The sequence below is a fragment of the Vreelandella sp. F11 genome (genome assembly GCF_042466685.1).
Taxonomy (GTDB): domain Bacteria; phylum Pseudomonadota; class Gammaproteobacteria; order Pseudomonadales; family Halomonadaceae; genus Vreelandella.
Genome location: NZ_CP170448.1, coordinates 152,690 through 170,067, shown reverse-complemented (window position 1 = coordinate 170,067; position 17,378 = coordinate 152,690). Strand labels below are relative to the sequence as shown.

15 protein-coding genes are annotated in these 17,378 nt (G+C 56.8%); 10 read left to right on the top strand and 5 right to left on the bottom strand.

All coding sequences use genetic code 11. The features are described from left to right. The first annotated feature begins 12 nt into the window (after positions 1–12). The 7 genes from phrB to ACFIOZ_RS00750 are packed head-to-tail and all read left to right on the top strand — an operon-like array spanning position 13 to position 6,613. On the top strand, positions 13–1,425 hold the full coding sequence (gene phrB / locus ACFIOZ_RS00780; RefSeq protein ID WP_386081601.1) for a deoxyribodipyrimidine photo-lyase: 1,413 nt from the start codon (positions 13–15) through the stop codon (positions 1,423–1,425). A 33-nt stretch (positions 1,426–1,458) separates the two neighbouring features. Then, a complete protein-coding gene (locus ACFIOZ_RS00775) occupies positions 1,459–1,890 on the top strand; it encodes a nuclear transport factor 2 family protein (protein ID WP_386081600.1) in 432 nt (143 codons plus the stop codon). Between the two features lie 16 nt (positions 1,891–1,906). After that, positions 1,907–2,692, top strand: coding sequence for an SDR family NAD(P)-dependent oxidoreductase (locus ACFIOZ_RS00770; RefSeq protein WP_386081599.1), 786 nt, complete (start codon positions 1,907–1,909; stop codon positions 2,690–2,692). Continuing rightward, positions 2,689–4,056: an NAD(P)/FAD-dependent oxidoreductase gene (locus ACFIOZ_RS00765; protein ID WP_386081598.1), complete on the top strand. Its 1,368-nt coding sequence runs from the start codon at positions 2,689–2,691 to the stop codon at positions 4,054–4,056. The genes ACFIOZ_RS00770 and ACFIOZ_RS00765 overlap by 4 nt, the downstream gene beginning before the upstream one ends. Continuing rightward, positions 4,056–4,853, top strand: a complete 798-nt coding sequence (locus ACFIOZ_RS00760) for a DUF1365 domain-containing protein (protein ID WP_386081597.1) — start codon at positions 4,056–4,058, stop codon at positions 4,851–4,853. Before ACFIOZ_RS00765 ends, ACFIOZ_RS00760 begins: the two co-directional genes overlap by 1 nt. Beyond that, positions 4,850–6,118: a class I SAM-dependent methyltransferase gene (locus tag ACFIOZ_RS00755; RefSeq protein WP_386081596.1), complete on the top strand. Its 1,269-nt coding sequence runs from the start codon at positions 4,850–4,852 to the stop codon at positions 6,116–6,118. The genes ACFIOZ_RS00760 and ACFIOZ_RS00755 overlap by 4 nt, the downstream gene beginning before the upstream one ends. After that, positions 6,119–6,613 carry a DUF2878 domain-containing protein gene (locus ACFIOZ_RS00750; protein ID WP_386081595.1) on the top strand — a complete coding sequence of 165 codons (495 nt, stop codon included), beginning with the start codon at positions 6,119–6,121 and terminating at the stop codon, positions 6,611–6,613. Between the two features lie 7 nt (positions 6,614–6,620). Here ACFIOZ_RS00750 and ACFIOZ_RS00745 read toward each other — a convergent pair whose 3' ends face one another. Then, positions 6,621–8,462, bottom strand: a complete 1,842-nt coding sequence (locus tag ACFIOZ_RS00745) for a putative bifunctional diguanylate cyclase/phosphodiesterase (protein ID WP_386081593.1) — start codon at positions 8,460–8,462, stop codon at positions 6,621–6,623. A 281-nt stretch (positions 8,463–8,743) separates the two neighbouring features. Here ACFIOZ_RS00745 and fabA point away from each other — a divergent pair, with 281 nt between their 5' ends. Then, the gene (gene fabA, locus ACFIOZ_RS00740; protein ID WP_226250564.1) at positions 8,744–9,259 is read left to right on the top strand and encodes a 3-hydroxyacyl-[acyl-carrier-protein] dehydratase FabA; all 516 of its coding nucleotides are present in this window, start codon (positions 8,744–8,746) and stop codon (positions 9,257–9,259) included. Between the two features lie 13 nt (positions 9,260–9,272). Beyond that, positions 9,273–10,490 (top strand): beta-ketoacyl-ACP synthase I, encoded by a 1,218-nt coding sequence (fabB, locus tag ACFIOZ_RS00735; protein ID WP_386081591.1) that lies wholly within the window; start codon positions 9,273–9,275, stop codon positions 10,488–10,490. Between the two features lie 67 nt (positions 10,491–10,557). Here the strand turns inward: fabB and ACFIOZ_RS00730 are convergent, their stop codons facing one another. The 4 genes from ACFIOZ_RS00730 to ACFIOZ_RS00715 form a co-directional block, all read right to left on the bottom strand. Further along, positions 10,558–11,292: a lysophospholipid acyltransferase family protein gene (locus tag ACFIOZ_RS00730; RefSeq protein WP_386081590.1), complete on the bottom strand. Its 735-nt coding sequence runs from the start codon at positions 11,290–11,292 to the stop codon at positions 10,558–10,560. Continuing rightward, positions 11,289–12,179, bottom strand: a complete 891-nt coding sequence (locus tag ACFIOZ_RS00725; protein WP_386081588.1) for a sugar nucleotide-binding protein — start codon at positions 12,177–12,179, stop codon at positions 11,289–11,291. Before ACFIOZ_RS00725 ends, ACFIOZ_RS00730 begins: the two co-directional genes overlap by 4 nt. 52 nt (positions 12,180–12,231) lie before the next feature. Beyond that, positions 12,232–12,876, bottom strand: coding sequence for a single-stranded DNA-binding protein (gene ssb / locus ACFIOZ_RS00720; protein WP_386081586.1), 645 nt, complete (start codon positions 12,874–12,876; stop codon positions 12,232–12,234). 74 nt (positions 12,877–12,950) lie between these two features. Further along, positions 12,951–14,330 (bottom strand): MFS transporter, encoded by a 1,380-nt coding sequence (locus tag ACFIOZ_RS00715; RefSeq protein WP_386081583.1) that lies wholly within the window; start codon positions 14,328–14,330, stop codon positions 12,951–12,953. 193 nt (positions 14,331–14,523) lie between these two features. Here ACFIOZ_RS00715 and uvrA point away from each other — a divergent pair, with 193 nt between their 5' ends. Further along, complete coding sequence (gene uvrA, locus ACFIOZ_RS00710) at positions 14,524–17,370, top strand: excinuclease ABC subunit UvrA (RefSeq protein ID WP_386081581.1); 2,847 nt, start codon at positions 14,524–14,526, stop codon at positions 17,368–17,370. Positions 17,371–17,378 lie beyond the last annotated feature (8 nt).

Genomic DNA, 17,378 nt, shown 5'->3' with positions numbered 1-17,378 from the left:
GAGAGGAAGCCTATGAAACGTCAGTTGGTTTGGCTGCGCAGCGATCTGCGTATTGACGACAACAGCGCCCTCGCTGCCGCCGCCGCAAAAGGGCCTGTGATAGCGGTATTTTTGCGCAGCATTCCCCAGTGGCAGGATCACGGGCATGGCGCCAATAAGCTGGATTTTTGGGCGCGGGGTGTTGCCGCCGTCCAAACAGCCCTCAACGGTTTGAATATCCCGCTGCTGCATCGTGATATTGAACGCTATGACCAGGCGCCCGAGACACTGCTTGAGATCGCTCGCGAATATAGCGTTGAGCAGTTGCACTTCAATTATGAATACGCGCTCAATGAGCGCCACCGCGACCAGGCTGTGCAAGACGCCTTCAAACAAGCCGGGATTGCCGCTCACGGCTACCATGATGGCGTAGCCTTTGCCCCCGGTAGCCTGCTAACCGGCAAAGGCGACTACTACGGGGTATTTACGCCGTTCTCCAAGGCGTGGCACAAGCAAGTCAGCGCCGACCAGTTGGCGCTGCGCGCGACGCCACAGGTACAAGCAACGCTGGATATTAAAAACGATCCACTGCCTGCCCTGCCCGAACTTGAAAGCTCCCCTGTCGATGGGCGGCTATGGCCTGCCGGTGAGAACGCCGCAGCAGATAACCTGGCGCGCTTTTTACGCTTTCGTGGCCGTCACTATAACGCCCAGCGCGACCTACCCAAGGTACGCGGCACCAGTGAACTCTCGCCCTACCTGGCGCTAGGCATGATCTCCCATCGCCAATGTCTGCAAGCGGTGATGAGCGAAAATGGCGGTCACCTGGCCGACGGCGATATCGGCCTTACCACCTGGGTCAACGAACTGGTGTGGCGGGAGTTTTATCAGCACGTAGCGGTGGGCTTTCCCCAGGTGTGCCGCTACCAACCCTTTCAGGAACACACCAAGCAGTTAGCCTGGCGCGACGATGAGGAAGGCTTTCAAGCTTGGTGCGAGGGGCGAACGGGCTACCCTATCGTGGATGCTGCCATGCGCCAGTTAGTGACGACCGGCTGGATGCACAACCGGCTGCGCATGATCACGGCAATGTTTTTAAGTAAGCACCTGCTGATTGACTGGCGGCTCGGAGAAGCCTTTTTTATGCGCCACTTGGTTGACGGTGAATTCTGCGCCAACAACGGCGGCTGGCAGTGGGCAGCCTCAACGGGCACCGATGCCGCCCCTTACTTCCGCATTTTTAATCCCACCACCCAATCCACCCGCTTTGACGCTGAAGGCGAGTTTATTGCTCACTGGCTGCCTGAGCTGGCCAAATTACCCGCCAAAGCGCGCCACGCGCCGCAGCAAGACCTGCTCACCGATGTCGACTACCCAGCGCCTATTGTCGACCACAAAGCGGCACGTCAGCGCGCCTTAGAGGCGTTTAAGTCGCTCTCTAAATAAACCTGTTGTTAACAACTGCTAGAGGAGACCGTGATGGCTGAGCCTGCGGCGTTAGAGGCGTTCTGCGCCTTTTTTAATAAACTAGACAATACCTGTACAGAAAAACTATACGAGGTATATACTGAAGATATTGTTTTTAGCGACCCGTTGCATAAGATCGCAGGCCGCGAAGCGTTAGAGCGCTATTTTTCAACCATGTATGAAAATGTTGAGCAGTGCCAATTCCGTTACCACGTTCGGCAGTTACAGGGTCAGCAAGCGTTCGTTACCTGGACCATGACGTTTATCCATCCGCGCTTGGCAGGTGGTAAACCGGTCGAGGTTGAGGGCTGTAGTGCGTTGACGTTTGCTGAAGACGGGCGGGTTCAGCGCCATCGCGATTACTTCGATGCGGGCGCCATGCTCTACGAACAGTTACCACTGATGGGCAGCGTCATTCGCTGGTTAAAAAAACGCTTGGCTTAGGATGAGGAGAGGTTTGATGAGCACCTGGAAAACGCCCCAACGTATCTGGTTAACCGGTGCCACCTCGGGCATTGGCGAGGCCCTGGCGCGTAAGCTCATCGCCCACGGCCATCAGGTGGTGCTTAGCGCACGCAATGCTGAAGCACTCGAAACCCTGTGCCAGAGCCACCCCAATGCCCACCCTCTGCCGCTGGACATCAGCGACCGCCAAGCAGTGCTCCAAGCGGGTAACGCCATCCGCGAGCAGCTCGGCGCGTTAAATTTGGCGCTCTTTAACGCTGGCACCTGCGAGTACCTGAACGCTCAGCGGTTCGACATGGATTTAGTCGAGCGGGTGTTTAGGCCCAATCTATTCGGCACCCTGTACGGCGTTGAAGCCGCACTGCCGCTGCTGCGTGCGGCGCGCAAAGAGGGCCTTCCGGCTCGGTTAGCCGCCACCTCCAGCGCTTCGGCTTATTTACCGCTACCCCGCGCGGAAGCCTATGGGGCGTCTAAAGCCGCGGTCAGTTACTTTTTGGAGTCACTGCGCTTAGACCTTAATCAGGAAGGGATAGACGTAAGCCTGATTCATCCCGGCTTTGTTAAGACACCGCTCACCGAGCGCAACGACTTTCCCATGCCAATGCAGGTGACGGCAGAGCAAGCAGCCGATGCCATTATCGCAGGGCTGGTGAAGGGCCGGCTGGATATCCACTTCCCACGCCGTTTTACCTATCTGGTCAAATTGTTGGGCATTTTGCCCCCTGCTATGCGCCGTCAGATTGGCCTGCGCATGACCCGCAGCCAAAAGGAGGCGTCATGAGCGCCATGGCATCACAAAGTCCTGGAGCATCGCAACGTATTGCCATTGTTGGCAGCGGCATTAGCGGTATGGCAGCAGGCTGGTACCTCTCCGCCCAGCATGAGGTCACGCTGTTTGAGGCGGATTCACGTCTGGGGGGACACACCGCCACCATGGACGTGAACGTTGCAGGACAACCCTATGCTATCGATACCGGCTTTATTGTCTTTAACGACTGGACCTATCCGCACTTTCAACGCCTGATGGCCACTCTGGGCGTCGCCTCACAAGCCACCGAAATGAGTTTCTCGGTACACGAGACAGCGCGGGACTTTGAGTACAATGGGCACACCTTGGGCTCGCTGTTTGCCCAACGACGCAATTTCTTTAATCCCTCTTTTTATCGTCTACTGGGCGACATTTTGCGCTTTAACAAGCAGGCCACTAAAGCGCTGGAGAGCCAACAGCTTCCCGAGCATATGACTCTGGGAGAGTACCTGGATCGCAACCACTACAACCGCGATTTTCAGCAGCGTTACCTGCTGCCTATGGGGGCCGCCATCTGGTCGGCCAGCATTAGCGATTTACGCGCCTTCCCGCTGGCGTTTTTTGTGCGCTTTTTTCGCAATCACGGCCTGCTATCGGTCAACCACCGCCCCCAGTGGTACACCCTGGTGGGTGGCTCGAAAAGCTATATTCCCAGCCTAACGGCGCCCTATGCGTCGCGCATTCACCTCAATTCGCCAGTCACTCGGATTACCCGCGATAGCGCGGGCGTTGTTATCACCACGCCCTCCGGCGCCCAGCGATTTGACCAAGTGGTGCTTGCCTGTCACGCCGACCAAGCGCTCGCCATGCTGGGAGACGCCAGCGGCGACGAGCAAACGATCCTCGGCGCCATGCCGTACCAGGATAACGAGGTGGTGCTACATACCGATACCTCCCTGCTACCGCGCCGTCAGCGCGCCTGGGCGAGTTGGAACTACCGCCTGGATCAGCGCGATAGCGAAGCACGGGTCTCGGTCACTTACGACATGAACATCCTCCAGCGGATAGAGAGCGACACGACGTTTTGCGTGACCCTGAACGACAGCGCCAGTATTGATCCAAACAAGGTGCTTGGCCGCTATACCTACGCGCACCCCCAATTCACTTTGGCAGGCCAGGCGGCCCAGGGGCGACACGCAGAAATATCCTCAACGGCTTATCGCACCCACTTTTGCGGTGCCTATTGGCGTAACGGTTTCCATGAAGATGGCGTATGGAGCGCGCTGCGGGTGGCGCAGGCATTGGGCTGTGATGAGGCGGCCCCGCCGCCCAGCCAGCCATCGGCGTTGCCTGCCCATGAACTGCTAACGCCCCAGGGCGTTGAGGGGCTGGGGTAATGACGAGCATGATGAGTGAGATAACCGCTGGAATTACAACTCAGCCACGCTCGCGTATTTATCGTGGCACCCTACGCCACCGGCGTTTTACGCCCAAATCCCACACCTTCAGTTACCAGCTGTGGATGGCGTGGCTGGATCTGGATGAGTTACCAGAACTGTTTGATAAGGTGCCCGGCTTTAGCGCCCGCCGCCCTGCACTGGCACGTTTTCGTCGCGAGGACTATCTGGGCCCGGTTGACCGCCCGTTGAAGACCGCCGTGCGGGAAGAGCTTATTCGACAATTGGGCAGTGCACCCAATGGCCGTATCTGCGTGCTTACCCAGCTACGCACACTGGGCTGCATGTTTAACCCTATTTCCGTTTACTACGCCTACGACCATCTTGGGCGCCTAACAGCGGTATTGAGTGAAGTCACCAATATGCCCTGGCGCGAGCGCACTCGCTACGCCAGCGCGGTGGATCCCTTACGCCATAGCCACCAGGCACATTTTGCTAAAGACCTCCACGTATCGCCGTTTAACCCCATGGAGATGACCTACCGCTGGAAGTTCAATGCCCCCGGCGAAAAGCTCTTTCTGCATATGGAGAACTGGCAGCACCAGCAGTGCCATTTTGATGCCACGTTAACCCTGGATGCCTCTCCCGCTACCCGTGGTGCATTGCTAAAAACCTTGGCCCGCCAGCCATGGATGAGTCTAAAAACCATTGCGGGTATTCATCTTGAAGCGCTTCGCTTGTGGCTTAAGCGCGTTCCCGTTTATAACCACCCCAAGCGCAAGGAGACTTCAAAGTGACGACCCTGCGTTCCACGCCACCTAACCTTCAGCCGGTTACCGAAGGCCGCTTAACCAAGTGGTTAAAACCACGCCTGATGGCCCAACTGGACACCTTTCGCGGCGGACGTATCACCCTAATTGAGGGCAATCAGTGCCATCATTTAGGACAGCAAGGGCCGCTGCAAGTGACCGTGGTGATACGCCACTCCCGGGCTTGGAAGCGTCTCGCCTTTGGCGGCACCGTGGGGGCTGCCGAATCGTACATGGATGGCGATTGGGATGCTGACGATCTGGTCGCCCTGGTGCGTCTGTTCGCCGCTAACCTAGAGCAGGTGAACACTAAAATGGAGAACGGCAGTGCACGTTTTGCTCGCTGGCTACTGGGTGCAGCCTACCGCTTTCAGCGCAACAGCCTAACTGGCTCGAAACGCAATATTGCCGCCCACTACGATATTGGCAACGATCTGTTTTCGACGTTTTTAGATCGTCACCACTGGATGTACTCAAGCGCCGTGTTTCCCTATCCCGAAGCCAGCTTGGAAGAGGCCTCTACCTATAAGCTCGACTTGATGCTGGAAAAGCTCGATGTGCAGCCCGAGCATCACCTGCTAGAGATTGGTACCGGTTGGGGAGGACTGGCGATTCATGCTGCCAAAACCCGTGGCTGCCGCGTCACCACCACCACGATTTCCGATGAGCAGCACGCCCATACCGCTCAGCGTATTAAAGAAGAGGGGTTAGAAGATAGAATCACCCTGCTTAAGCAGGATTATCGTGAATTGACCGGCCAGTATGACCGACTCATTTCAGTTGAGATGATTGAGGCGGTGGGGCATCAATATCTCGACACCTACCTCAATAAACTGGATAGCCTGCTGACCGAGGATGGGCAGGCCATGCTGCAAGCCATCACTATCCGCGATCAACGCTTCGAAGAAGCGAAACGCGATATGGATTTTATCAAACGCTACATTTTTCCTGGCGGTTTTCTGCCCTCGCACCACGCCATGTTAACCAGCGTTATGCGTAAAACATCGTTGAACATTGTCGCGCTGGATGAAATTGGCCCCCATTACGCGCGCACGCTGCGCGAGTGGCGCCACCGCTTTGAAGCCAGCCTAGAGCAGGTACGAACGCTGGGCTACGACGAGCGCTTTATCCGCATGTGGCGCTACTACCTGTGCTACTGCGAGGGCGGCTTTATCGAGCGCTCCATTGGCACCTGCCACCTACTGCTGGCCAAGCCCGCGGCAAAACCCACTCCGCTTACCGGCGCACTCTAAATGGCATCACCCAAGTGGCAGGCACTGGTGTTAAATGCCCTACGTTTCGAAGCCGGGTGGCTATTGTGTGTCTTAGGCGGTTCGTGGATTGCTGCGGTGGCTGGCAGCAGCCTGCTAGCTTGGCACCTGTGGCGCTGCGCACAGCCCGGCGAGTGGCGTTTTATCGCTGGATTTGCGCTACTGGGACTGGCCATTGACGGTGGCTTGCAGCTGCTGGGAGGCTTCGATTTTAACGATCAAACGTTGGTATTGGGGCTACTACCGCTCTGGCTGTGGATGCTTTGGCCGCTGTTTGCCACCCTGGTCTATCACTCGCTTGCCTGGCTATGGCGCTATCCGCTACTCGCCGCTCTGTGTGGCGCCATTAGCGGGCCTCTCTCTTATTACGGTGGCGCGCTGCTGGCAGAGGTGACTCTTGCTGCCTGGTTACTCCCGGTCCAGGCGCTCGTTTGGGGCATGCTCTGTGTGGGAATTAGCCGTTTTTATAAGGCCTGATTTTCTGCTAAGAAGCAGAGGGAACAATGGCTGGCGCGGGCACCAGGCGTTTTTCCAAATCAGCAGCGGCAAGCGGCCGGGCAAAGTAGAACCCCTGTACGGACGTGCACCCGGCCTTGACCAAGAACTGACACTGCTCTTTGGTCTCCACACCTTCCGCAATTACCCCTAGCCCCATGCCTTCCGCCATCGCCAATACCGCCTTAACGATGGAGGCGTCCGCCTGATCGTGTGGCAGCTCTTTAATGAACGCGCGGTCGAGTTTTATTTTATCCACCGGTAAGCGTTTTAAGTAGCCGAGGGACGAATAGCCGGTACCAAAATCGTCGATGGCAATCGCAAAGCCTTGTTCACGCAGCGCCTGCAGCCGTGGCCCCATATCTCCCGCACGCTCGTCAAGCAGCACCGACTCCGTCAGCTCTAAACCAATTTGCGAAGGCTTCAACTGGTAGCGCTTTAGGCAAGTGGTCAGTTGGCTCTCCAGATCGCCTTGAAACAGCTGCAGTGCCGAAATATTGACCCAAATCATCAGCTTAGGCATAGCGCTATTACGCCAGTGCGCCTGCTGGGCACAAGCTTTTTCGATCACCCAGGCGCCCAGTTGGCTCATAAGCCCATGCCGCTCGGCTAACGGAATAAAATCGCCTGGGGAAATCATTCCATCCCTAGGGTGGCGCCAACGCAGCAGCGCTTCCATGCCGACCAGCTCGCCGCTGCCAGGCTCATGCTGGGTTTGATAATGCAGTTCCAACTGGTCACCGGAAATAAGCGCGGCGCGCAGGTCACTGAGCAGCGCCAATTGAGGGTTATCCTGCTTATCCAGCGCCGGGCGAAAGCGCTGGCTTAAGTTACGTCCCAGCCGTTTGGCGCTGTAAAGCGCCGACTCCAAGCGCTGGAACAGCACGCCTGAGTCGTTACCATCTTCGGGCACGCGGCAACTGCCAATCGTCAACCCTAAGCGCAGCGAGTGGTCGTTAATTTCAAATGGTCGGCTCATATGCTCACGCAGGGATGCCACCCACTGGTCATGATCATCAAAGGTGGTGGTGCGGATGACCATAAACTCATCCCCGCCCAGGCGCCCTACCACGCTCCCGGCCACATAACTGGTTAACCGCTGGGCAAAGCGGGCTAACAGGCGGTCGCCCTGCTCAACGCCCAGGCTATCGTTCACCGACTTCAAGCCATCGATATCCACCAGCGCCATATCCAGGCTCTCACCAGCGCGTAAATGGCGCAGCCTCGAGGCAAGCAGATCATGCAGGCGCCGACGATTGGGCAATCCAGTGAGAGGGTCTTCATAGCCGAGACGACGCAGATCGCGCTCACGGGCTTTTTGAGCCGAAATATCGGTAAACAGATTAATAAAATGGGTAATGTTGCCACGTTTATCGTTCACGGCACGGACTTTCAGCCACTCGGGGTACTCATCGCCGTGTTTGCGGCGACTCCACATTTCCCCTTCCCAGCGGCCGGTACTTTTCAGCGTGTTCCAAAACGATTGGTAAAAGGCTTTGTCGTGGCGCGGGGCTGCCAGCGTCTCCAGCTTCAGCCCCTGAACTTCCTGGCTGTTGTAGCCGGTAATTTCGGTAAATGCTGGGTTAACCACCATAACGCGATTTTGCGCATCGGTAATCACCATGGCGTCACTGGCAAGCCTCAACGTATCTTGCGACAGGCGCAAACGTAGCCGCTGTTGACGCACTTGTTTCCAGGCGTCCCAAAGCCCTAGCGCAACTAGCGTGGCAGCCACCATGCGTAGCATCGCATCAGGTATCCAGACACAAGCTGGAAGCGCCGTCAGTGCGACCCAAACTAACGGACGATTGAGAGAAACTGGAAGCCACATGGCGATTCGCTATACCCTATACAAATTAACCTAGATAAAAATTAGCGTTAGGTGCCATGCTGATCATGCCGCCTAATCAGAAACTTGGATACTCTATATTACGGCACTGGAAAATTTATTGTGCGTAATCGGCTGTGTACAGAGCCAAGCCGCCCATTATAGTGCTATCGGCCGATCCGCTAAAAACTCTAGTTATCGACGATAAATAGCCGGTTACGTGCATTCAGCGGTTTCGGGAAGTAGACTAGCCTCACAACCAATTTGATATTCGGAACGATTCAGTGACCAAGCAACACTCCTTTGATCGCGAAGAACTGCTGGCCTGCTCCCGCGGCGAGCTATTCGGCCCCGGCAATGCACAGCTTCCGGCGCCTAACATGCTGATGCTTGATCGCATCAAGCACATCCACGAAGAAGGTGGTGAGCACGGCAAGGGCGAACTGATCGCCGAGCTGGATATCACGCCTGACTTGTGGTTCTTTGATTGCCACTTCCCTGGCGACCCCGTCATGCCTGGCTGTTTAGGGTTAGACGCTATGTGGCAACTCGTTGGGTTCTATTTAGGCTGGTTAGGCCACCCTGGCCGCGGACGAGCACTGGGTTGCGGCGAGGTGAAATTCAGCGGACAGATTCTGCCGGATGCACAAAAAGTGACCTATAGCATTAATATTAAGCGTATTATTACCCGACGCCTTATCTTGGGTATCGCCGACGGCACAGTATCCGTTGACGGACGCGACATTTATCAGGCTAATGATCTGCGCGTTGGCCTATTTACCTCCACTGCGAATTTCTAATCAGGAGGCTTCCATGCGACGAGTGGTAGTCACCGGCCTTGGCATCGTATCGTGCCTCGGCAACGACCAACGACAGGTTCTCGATGCGCTCAAAGCGGGGCGTAGCGGTATTCGTTTTAAGGAAGAGTATGCTGAACGCGGCTTCCGTAGCCATGTGGCGGGCAGCGTCGATATCGATCTTGACGCACTCATTGACCGCAAACTGCGCCGCTTTATGGGTGATGCGGCCGCCTACGCCTATGTCTCTATGGCCCAAGCCATCGAAGATGCTGGGCTGAGCGATGAACAGGTGTCCAACGAGCGTACTGGCCTTATTGCGGGCTCTGGCGGTGCTTCAAGCGCAAATCAGGTTGAAGCCGCCGACGTACTGCGTGAAAAAGGCCTACGCCGCGTTGGCCCTTACCGCGTTACTCGCACCATGGGCAGCACCGTTTCAGCGTGCTTGGCGACGCCGTTTAAAATCAAAGGCATCAACTACTCTATCTCTTCTGCCTGTGCCACCTCTGCACACTGTATTGGCAGTGCGATGGAGCAAATTCAGCTTAACAAGCAGGATGTGGTGTTTGCCGGTGGCGGTGAAGAGGAGCACTGGACGCTCTCTTGCCTGTTTGATGCCATGGGCGCGCTCTCTACCCACTATAACGACACCCCCGAAAAGGCCTCACGCCCTTACGACCAAGCCCGCGACGGCTTTGTTATCGCTGGCGGTGGCGGCATGCTGGTACTGGAAGAGCTGGAGCATGCTAAGGCCCGCGGCGCCAAGATCTACGGCGAACTGGTGGGTTACGGCGCCACCTCTGACGGCCATGACATGGTGGCTCCTTCAGGCGAAGGGGCTATGCGCTGCATGCGTCAGGCAATGGCAACCGTCGATGGCGCCATTGACTATATCAATACGCATGGCACCTCGACGCCCGTAGGCGATGTTGCCGAGCTCAAAGCAATACGCGAAGTGTTTGGCAATACAACGCCCGCCATGAGCTCGACCAAATCCCTCACCGGCCACTCACTGGGGGCTACCGGGGTGCAGGAAGCGATCTATTCGCTGCTAATGATGCAACACGGCTTTGTTGCGGCTTCAGCGAATATCACCGATTTGGATGAGCAGGCTGACGGCTTCGATATTGTCACTGAGCGTCGTGATGACGTGACGATAGAGCGAGCGTTGTCTAATAGCTTCGGCTTCGGCGGCACCAATGCGTGTCTCGTGTTCCAGCGCTTTAACAATTAAAGCTGTTGCAATGAAAATGGCGCCCAAGGGCGCCATTTTCGTATTGCAAGAAGTCAACATCACGCGGCTAGCGAGAGGTAGGCCGAGGCACCTCTGAAATTTCTTGTAGCTGGGCTTCAATCCACGCCTCAACATCTGCGAGTACTTCATCGGGCATACGCCCCTCTGTCTCAATCGGCTTACCAATGCGCACACGCAGAACGCCTGGTTGCTTAACCCAGTAGCGTCCTGGCCAGCGTTCGCCAGCATTATGCGCCACCGGCAAGACCGGCACCCCTGCCCGACACGCCACGACGCTGCCACTTTTGTTATAGCGCTTGCGGATGCCTGGATCTACCCGTGTCCCTTCAGGAAAAATCAGTACCGATAGCCCCGCCCCCAAACGCTCGACACCCTGAGTAAGTACTTGCTTCATCGCCCGTGCTGGCTTAGAGCGATCCAGACTGATCGGGCGTAGCAAGCGCAATCCCCAGCCAAAGATCGGTAAGCGCAGCAATTCACGTTTCAGAACAGTGCACACCGGTGGCTTCATTACCTGCAGAAATACGGTTTCCCACTCACACTGGTGGTTAGCTTGGATTACACAGGGGCCGCTAGGCAGGTTTTCCCGCCCTTGGATGTCGTAACGCACCCCGCAGGCGATACGAAACCACACCATTAAAAAGTAGTTATACAAATTGAGTAATCGGTAGCGACCAGACAGCGGCAGAAACGGAGCAATGGGTAGAAACAGGACGCCGATCATCAGCATGGCCAAAAAGTAGCCAGCGTAAAAAATCAAGCTGCGAACCACATTTATCAAGCCGACGCTCCTGTATCGCTGAGACGAGTACTCTCACGGGTTAAACACCACGCATCTAACATACGTCCAGCCTCTAATCGCCACGATTTCTGATGAACGCCAAACACATCCAGCACACGGCGACAGTTTAAGACGCGCCGCAGCTTAGCATCATGGTGGTGTTTAAGCGGCTGCACCTCGCCGAGAGTAATCTGCTCGCCGCGCCCCTCCAGGTGTGTTAACAGTTGGGTACGCACCATGGAGGTAAAGGTAAAGGCACTAACCGGTTCGGTGCCAGCAAGATGGTAAGCCCCCCAGGCGTTGGCCCCGCTGACCTGCTGCTGCAGCATGCCAATTAGCGCCATGGCGACGGCATCCGCAGAGGTCGGGCAAAATATCACATCCTCCGCGGCGCGTACCGCCTTACCGACCACCAAGTTACCAATAATGTCATTAAGCCACGCATGACTGCCTTCCAACGCAAACAGCGGGCCCAAGCGCACAATTAAATGTCGCTGAAACTCCGCGCGGATGCGATCACCAGTCTGAACCAGACGCCGTAAGCTATCATCCCGCGGCGCAGGTACCACATGCTCATCAATGGGTACTTCCAAACCGTCTTCGTAAAGTTGGTCAGAGACACACCATATCAACGCCACATCTTGTGATTGGCAGGCATCCAAGCAGCTATCTACCGCATCGGCATGGGCCGTCACATCCGCTGGCGCCATGTTTAGTGGGTGGGCCAACGGTGGAATAATCACGGCGTCAGGAGCTATCGCCTCAAGGCGCGACGCGGTGATGGTCGTCCCTTGCTCTATGACTAACTCTGTATCAGCGCGACGGCTTGCTTCCCGGGCCAGTGCCAAGCTTAAGCAGTGTCCGGCATCCAGTATTAGCAGCTTCAAGACCCCTCTCCCTTATCACGCTCACTTCCACGCTGCGCGACGACTAGCACGCTCAGAACGGAATCTCATCGTCGAAGTCGTCAAAATTACCCGGATCCGGGGCGCCGTAGCTGCTGTTTTGCTGGTTAGGCGGGGGCGGTTGATTGCCCTGCTGCGGCGCTGGCTGAGCGGGACGAGGCGGTTGCGGACTCTGCCCGCCGGGGTAATTATTCCCGCCTTGGGGTGCGCCACCCTGCGGGGGATAGCCGCCTTGGTGATGAGCGGCAGGACTATTTTGAGCCGGTGCATTCTGGGGGACGTTCTGAGGAGCGTTCTGAGAATAGTTATTCTGCGGAGCGCCGCCGCCCTGGAAGTCACCGCTGCGACCATCGAGCATCTGCATGTCGTTGGCGACGATTTCCGTCGAGTAGCGATCCTGGCCGTTCTGGTCTTGCCACTTACGGGTTTGCAAACGCCCTTCAATATAGACCTTGGAGCCTTTTTTCAGGTACTGCTGGGCAATTTCGGCGGTTTTATTGAACATCACCACCCGGTGCCACTCGGTACGCTCTTGGCGCTGACCGCTCTGACGATCCATCCAGGTATCGGTAGTCGCCAGGTTCAGGTTGGCCACGGCGGTGCCGCTGGGGGTGAAGCGCACCTCTGGATCCTGCCCGAGGTTACCAATTAAAATGACCTTGTTAATGCCGCGAGCCATAAGGCACTCCTTTAATAGCTGTCATATAGCGTTTATTGCCAGCCGCCGTTGCACACTCATCGGTGACGGCTGGATTAAGATTTAGGCGGTGCCATAAGCTTGTTCAATGCCGCCTGATCGAGCTGCTGGCGATTCACCTTTAAATAGACCAAACGCTCTTCTGGCACCACCATGACGTCTTCGACGCCGACCACATCGGCTAAATGTTCCATCAACAGGTCGAGCGCATCTGCCTGAGTCTCGTGCAGCGCCACCACTTCGCTGGAGAGCGGTGGCGGAGAGGGCATCCGCCACATGGCAACCCACCAGCATAGCGCAAGCCCGGCACAGCCAATAAAGACTGCGTTAAGGCCACCGTAATGCGCCAGCAAACCACCTAGCGTACCGCCTAAAAAAGCGCCTAAAAACTGGCTGGTGGAGTAGACCCCCATGGCGGTACCTTTGGCCCCTGCCGGGGCCAACTTGCTGAGCATGGAAGGTAGCGTCGCTTCCAGCAAGTTAAAGCCGGTGAAGAACACAAACAGCCATACAAACAGCCAGTAGCTTGGCGAGAGTGGCAGCCCTAGCCCGGCCAAACTAATCACAATAGCGCCGATCGCCACCAGGCACATCAAACGCATGCGCTGCTGCTTTTCAGCGACGACGATCAGCGGCACCATGGCTACAAACGATAGCGCCATAATGCCAAGATATGCCAGTCCGTGATACTCCATTGCCACACCGGTGTTTAGCAAGCGAAAAGGAACCGCGACAAATATCGCCATCAGCACTAAGTGCAGGGCAAAAATCGACATATCCAGCCGCCATAAATCGGGACGGGTGATCACGCTTTTAAACTGCTGGCGATCCATGCCCACATCGCGGTGGCGTCGCCGCCGAGGTGCAGCAGGCACCCAACGCCATAGCACCAGCAGCCCCACCAGCGTCAGCAACGCGGTAAACCAGAAGACTCCCGCAAGCCCCGCCCAAGCGGCCAGCCAGGGGCCAAGCACCATGGCAATGGCAAACGACACGCCGATTGAGAGCCCTATCGTGGCCATGGCGGCCGTACGAATCTCCTCGCGGGTTTGATCTGCCAGCAGGGCCATAATCGCCGCGGCCACAGCCCCCCCACCCTGCAGTGCTCGCCCGGCAATAACGCCAAAAATGGTATCGGATAGCGCGGCGACCACGCTGCCAAGTGCAAATATCACCAACCCCATGGCAATTACTCGCTTACGACCAATACGGTCAGAGAGTAAGCCAAACGGGATTTGCAGCGTTGCCTGGGTTAAGCCATAAATGCCCAGCGCCACGCCCACCAATAGCGGGGTCGAGCCCTTAATCGTATCGGCATAAAGCGCCAATACCGGCAGCACCATAAATAGACCCAGCATGCGCGATGCATAAAGCCCGGCCAAACCACTGATCGCACGACGTTCAGAGGCCAGCAATAGTGCGGAAACCTTGCGCATAATGCCCTTTTCTATGGTGGTTAAGCATGGGGTGAGTCAGCTTGGATTTAGACAGTCCCCTATTCTAGCGGTTTGGGCTGGCGCTGGAAACGTCGCGAGTTGCCGCAGGTTATCTTGGGTTATGAAAGCTGTTTTGCCGGGAGGGTGCAGACAAACGTATAATCACGCTTTTGCCGCGCGATTCGAGGTGTTGATGGACAGCATTCTGGTCAGGGGTGCCCGCACCCACAACCTCAAGCAGATCGATGTGGAACTGCCCCGTAACAAGCTGATTGTGATTACCGGCCTCTCCGGCTCGGGCAAATCGTCGTTAGCGTTCGACACCCTTTATGCCGAGGGGCAACGCCGCTATGTGGAATCGCTCTCCACCTACGCGCGCCAGTTTCTGTCGATGATGGAAAAGCCCGATGTGGATCACATCGAAGGGCTATCACCTGCGATCTCTATTGAGCAGAAGTCTACCTCCCACAACCCACGCTCAACCGTGGGCACCATCACCGAAATTTATGACTACCTGCGCCTGCTGTTTGCCCGTGCCGGGACACCCCGCTGCCCAGAGCATGGCGAAGACCTGGAAGCACAAACCATCTCGCAGATGGTCGACCAGGTCATGAACCTTGCCGAAGGCACCAAGCTGATGCTGCTGGCGCCGGTGGTCAAAGGTCGCAAAGGCGAACATTTACAGCTACTGGCCGAGCTGCGTGCCCAGGGCTTCGTACGCGCCCTGGTCGACGGCCAGGTGCTGGAGCTGGACGACATCGCCCCGCTGGATAAGCGCAAAAAGCACGATATCAGCGTGGTGGTCGACCGTTTCAAGGTGCGTGATGATCTCGCCCAACGCCTGGCGGAGTCCTTTGAAACTGCGCTGAACCTCGCCGACGGCACCGCCATGATTCACTTTATGGACGGTGAACGCGACGATATTGCTTTCTCGTCACGCTTTGCCTGCCCGGTGTGCGGCTACTCGCTGGCGGAACTCGAACCGCGCATGTTTTCGTTCAACAACCCGGCAGGCGCCTGTCCCACCTGCGATGGCTTGGGCGTACAGCAGTATTTCGACCCCGATAAGCTCATCAGCCACCCGGAGCTATCGCTGGCGGAAGGCGTCATCAAAGGCTGGGATCGGCGCAATATTTACTACTTCACCCAGCTCCAGGCGCTTGCCAAGCACTACGACTTTGAGCTGGAAACGCCCTGGCAGGAGCTCGCCCACCGTGACCGGGAGGTGATCCTAAACGGCAGTGGCAATGAGCAGATTCCGTTTGTCTATGTGGGTGACCGGGGCCGTAAAGTCACCCGCGAACACGCTTTCGAAGGCGTGCTGCCCAATATGCAGCGCCGCTATCGTGAAACTGAATCCAACATGGTGCGCGATGACCTGGTCAAATACATCGCCGTACAGCCCTGCGCGACCTGTAGTGGCTCGCGGCTGCGTAAAGAGTCGCGCCATGTCTATGTGGACGATCATAATATCGCCGAAATTGTGCGTTTCCCGATTGGTGAAGCGTGGCGCTACTTTGCCGATCTAAGCCTGCCGGGCCGCAAAGGCGAGATCGCCGACAAAATCGTCCATGAGATCCATGCTCGATTGGAGTTTTTGGTTAACGTGGGGCTGGACTACCTCAATCTGGAGCGCAGCGCCGACACCCTTTCCGGCGGTGAAGCCCAGCGTATTCGTTTAGCCAGCCAGATTGGCGCAGGCCTGGTCGGGGTCATGTATATTCTCGATGAGCCCTCCATTGGCTTGCACCAGCGCGACAACGACCGGCTGCTGAAAACCCTTGAGCGACTGCGGGATTTAGGCAATACCGTGATTGTGGTAGAGCACGATGAGGACGCCATTCGCGCCGCTGATCATGTGCTGGATATCGGCCCAGGCGCAGGCGTCCACGGCGGCGAAATTGTCGCCCAGGGCACTCCGCAAGACGTGATGGACAATCCCAACTCGCTGACCGGGCAATATTTATCCGGTACCCGGGAAATCGCCGTACCGCCCTACCGCATTCCCGGCAACCCGGAAAAGCAGTTGATCGTGCGAGGTGCCACCGGCAACAACCTACAGAACGTCACGCTGAGCCTGCCCCTGGGGCTGTTTATCGCCATCACCGGGGTTTCCGGCTCGGGTAAATCGACCTTGATCAACGGCACCTTGATGCCGATTGCGGCTCGCGAATTGAACCGCGCGACCACCCTGACCGCCGCGCCTTATGAGAAGATCGAAGGGCTCGACCAGCTCGATAAAGTGATCGATATTGATCAGAGTCCGATTGGCCGCACGCCGCGCTCCAACCCGGCCACCTACACGGGTATATTCACCCCGATTCGCGAGCTGTTTGCGGGCACCCAGGAAGCGCGATCCCGGGGCTATAAGCCCGGCCGTTTTAGCTTTAACGTTAAGGGGGGGCGCTGTGAAGCGTGCCAGGGCGAAGGAATGATCAAGGTAGAGATGCACTTTCTACCGGATATCTATGTGCCCTGCGACGTGTGTAAAGGCAAGCGCTATAATCGTGAAACCCTGGATATCCACTACAAGGGGAAAACCATTCACGAAGTGCTGGCCATGACCGTTGAAGACGCGCTGGAATTTTTCAGCCCGGTACCGGCCATTGCCCGTCGTCTGCAAACCTTGCTGGATGTGGGGCTCTCATATATCCGCTTGGGGCAGAGCGCAACGACCCTTTCCGGCGGTGAAGCACAGCGGGTTAAACTCGCCCGTGAGCTGGCCAAGCGAGATACCGGTAAGACGCTATATATTCTGGATGAGCCGACCACCGGTTTACACTTTGAAGATATTCGCCAACTGCTGACGGTACTCCATCGTCTGCGTGATCATGGCAACACCATTGTGGTCATCGAACACAATTTGGATGTGATCAAAACCGCCGACTGGATTGTCGATCTTGGCCCCGAAGGGGGGTCAGGTGGCGGACAGATCATCGCCGAGGGCACGCCGGAGCAGATCGCCAAACAGGACGTCTCGCATACTGGCCGCTTCTTGGCGCCACTGCTGGCGCGAGGTAATCGCGCGACGAAGCGCTAACCTGCCCA